The organism is Yoonia sp. (genome assembly GCF_046498525.1).
Taxonomy (GTDB): Bacteria; Pseudomonadota; Alphaproteobacteria; order Rhodobacterales; family Rhodobacteraceae; genus Yoonia.
The window spans coordinates 1-3,271 of sequence record NZ_JAWOAN010000078.1; the positions used below are offsets into that span (position 1 = coordinate 1).

A 3,271-nucleotide genomic window follows, 5' to 3' on the forward strand; every position below is an offset into this window, starting at 1 on the left:
AGGGCCTGCAACGGATCATCGTTGACGAAATCCACGCAATGGCTGAAAGCAAGCGTGGTGATCAGTTGATGCTGGCCCTCAGTCGCCTTGAGACGCTCGCCCCCGGCCTGCGGCGCATGGGTCTGTCGGCCACGGTGGAAGACCCCGCAGCCATCGCCGCAGAACTCGCCTGCCACCCCGCCCCTTGTGCAATTATCAACGCCGATCCCGGACCGGACCCGGACATTTCCATGTTGGTTACGCGGGAAAAGCCGCCTTGGAGGGGTGGGGGTGCCAAATATGCCATTCCCGCAGTGCTGGAAGAGATCAAGAAGCACAAAACGACTCTGGTATTTCACAACACCCGTGCGCAGGCCGAGATATTTTTTCACAACCTCTGGCTGGCCAACACGGATGATCTGCCCATCGGGATTCACCACGGCAGCCTGGCACGGGCGCAACGGGAAAAGGTCGAAGCCGCGATGGTCGCAGGGCACTTGCGCGCAATTGTCTGCACGGGGTCGCTCGACCTCGGCATCGACTGGGGCGATGTCGACCTTGTGATACAAGTCGGCGCACCCAAGAACGTGAAACGATTGGTGCAACGGATCGGACGGGCGAACCATCGCTATAACGCCCCGTCCAAAGCACTTCTGGTACCTGCCAACCGCTTCGAAGTGGTCGAATGTGTCGCCGCCCTCGAAGCCGTCAAAGAACACGACCTCGACGGTGATCCCAAGGGCCCGGGCCCGCGCGATGTGCTTTGCCAGCACATCCTTATCACCGCTTGTTCAGGCCCCTTCGACGCCGATCATCTTTATCAAGAAATCAAGACCGTCGGTGCCTACCGCACCCTGTCTCGCGCTGCATTTGATGACTGCCTCGATTTCTGTGCCACCGGTGGCTATGCCCTGCGCGCCTATGACAAGTGGAAACGCCTGCTGCAAAACGCAGATAGGCGCTGGCAATTGCGCGACCCGCGGGCCACCCAACGCATCCGCATGAACATCGGCACGATTCAGGATACAGATACGTTGAAAGTCCGGATGAAGGGGAGCTTCAAACCCTTGGGTGAAGTCGAAGAAGCATTTGCCGCTACCCTGACCCCGGGCGATACCTTTTTGATCGGTGGTCAGGTAGTGCGATACGAAACCCTCAAGGATATGACAGTCGAGGTCTCTCGTCGCGCGGACAAGACGCCCAAAATCGCGACATTCATGGGTACAAAATTCGCCAATTCCACACAGCTTTCGCAGCGTATCCTGCGCTTGTTCGACCAATCCGACTGGCCGGAACTACCTGCGCACACAGCCGAATGGCTTGGCCTGCAGCGCCAATTCTCAAAGCTCCCCGAGGCAGATCGCATCCTTGTCGAAAGCTTCCCGCATGAGGGGCGGCACCATATCTGCATCTACGGATTTGCCGGGCGCAATGCGATGCAAACGCTTGGCATGCTCGTGACCCAACGGATGGAAGAGCTGAACTTGCATCCCATGGGCTTTGTCGCGACAGATTACGCAACTTTGATCTGGGGTCTGGATCCGGTGCATGACCCTGCCCCGCTGCTGCAACCCAACAATATGCGCGCCGACTTTGAAACCTGGCTGTCCGGCAACGCGGTCATGAAAAGAACATTTCGTGGTGCGGCAACGATTGCGGGTCTGATCGAGCGCAACCTGCCGCAAGCGCGCAAGAGCGGCCGACAGGCGACGTTTTCATCAGATATCCTCTATGATACCCTTTCCAAATATGATCCCGATCACCTGATGCTGCGGATCACCCGCGAAGAGGCCATGCGCGGATTGGTTGATTTCGGACGGATCGAAGAGATGCTCACGCGCACGGCCGGACAAATTGACCACATGCAACTTGACCGTGTCACTCCTTTGTCGTTGCCAATGTTCCTTGAGCACGGCCGGGTCATGGTGGCAGGTTCAGGTCAGGACCGCATTCTAGAGGAGGAGGCGGCGCGCCTCATGCGGGAAGCTGGGATTGATACACTTTAAGCCTTGAACTGATGTGCATGCTAAGCCAAGAACAGAGCATGAACGCCTATCACTTCAATCTTTGCGAAACCCGATGCATGGCCCTTCCGTCCGGTGCATTACACCTGCCGGAGCATGGCATTTTGTGCGTCTCGGACCTCCATTTGGGAAAATCCGAACGGGTCGCGCGGCGCAGCGGTGTCATGTTGCCCCCCTACGAGGTCCGGGCGACCTTGCAAAAACTGGAGGCCGACATCGCGGCAACCAACCCCGCGCGGATCATTTGCCTTGGTGACAGCTTCGATGATGCCCAAGCCGCCGCAAGCCTTGATGAGGAAATGCGGCTTTGGTTGGCCCGTCTCCAAGCGGGCAAAAGCTGGATATGGATCGCAGGCAACCACGACCCGGGTCCGATTGATCTGGGCGGAACCCTCGAAGACGCGGTCATGATCGGCGCACTGACCTTTCGACACATCGCAACAGCCGCAACAGGAGAAGTGTCAGGTCACTATCACCCCAAGCATCGCGTCGCTGGGCGCAGCCGCCCTGCATTCCTTCTGGATGATCAGAGGCTGATCATGCCCGCCTATGGGGCCTACACCGGTGGTCTTGCCAGTCAAGCACCGGATCTGCGCAAGCTGTTGGGGCGCAATCCCATCGCAATCATGACAGGACACAAGGCAATCCCGGTGCCATTGCCCTAGACGGTCAGACCTTCCGGTTCGGGCAGGCCATTGGCGCGACAACAAGCCGTCAGCGTATTTGCCAGCAAACATGCAATGGTCATGGGGCCGACGCCACCGGGAACAGGCGTAATCGCACCAGCCACCTCGGCACAACTGTCATAGTCGACATCGCCAACCAGTCGTGTGCCACCCTCGGGCTTCTCGATCCGGTTGATCCCCACATCAATCACTGTTGCACCGGGTTTGATCCAATCACCCTGCACCATCTGCGGGCGGCCTACCGCCGCCACGACGATATCGGCTTGGCGGACAACAGCGGCCAAGTCTTTTGTCCGGCTATGCGCGATAGTCACCGTGCAGCTATCACCCAACAAGAGTTGCGCCATAGGTTTGCCAACGATGTTCGAACGGCCAATCACAACCGCATTCATACCGGACAATGACCCGTGGTAATCGCGCAGCATCATCAAGCTGCCCAAGGGCGTGCAAGGCACCATGCTCTTCTGTCCTGTCCCCAACAGACCGACGTTGGAGATATGAAACCCATCGACGTCCTTGGCAGGATCAATACTGTTGATCACCAGATCGCTATCCAGTTGGTCAGGCAGGGGCAACTGCACC

3 protein-coding genes are annotated in these 3,271 nt (G+C 58.2%); 2 read left to right on the forward strand and 1 reads right to left on the reverse strand.

Annotation, left to right across the window (positions count from 1 at the left end; translation table 11 throughout):
- Together R6T97_RS05060 and pdeM are read left to right on the forward strand one after the other, a co-directional pair.
- Nucleotides 1-1,985: helicase-related protein (locus tag R6T97_RS05060; RefSeq protein WP_410348213.1), on the forward strand; the 1,985-nt coding region annotated here is incomplete at its 5' end.
- A gap of 38 nt (nucleotides 1,986-2,023) precedes the next feature.
- Entirely contained in the window at nucleotides 2,024-2,668 is a 645-nt protein-coding gene (gene pdeM / locus R6T97_RS05065) for a ligase-associated DNA damage response endonuclease PdeM (protein WP_410348214.1), read from the forward strand.
- Here pdeM and R6T97_RS05070 read toward each other — a convergent pair.
- A partial coding sequence (locus R6T97_RS05070) for a bifunctional methylenetetrahydrofolate dehydrogenase/methenyltetrahydrofolate cyclohydrolase (RefSeq protein WP_410348215.1) occupies nucleotides 2,665-3,271 on the reverse strand: 607 nt, incomplete at its 5' end. The genes pdeM and R6T97_RS05070 overlap by 4 nt on opposite strands.

Excerpts from the sequence above, each read along its gene's own strand:
- pdeM (WP_410348214.1), top strand. The coding sequence starts at position 2,024 with ATGAACGCCTATCACTTCAATCTTTGCGAAACCCGATGCATGGCCCTT.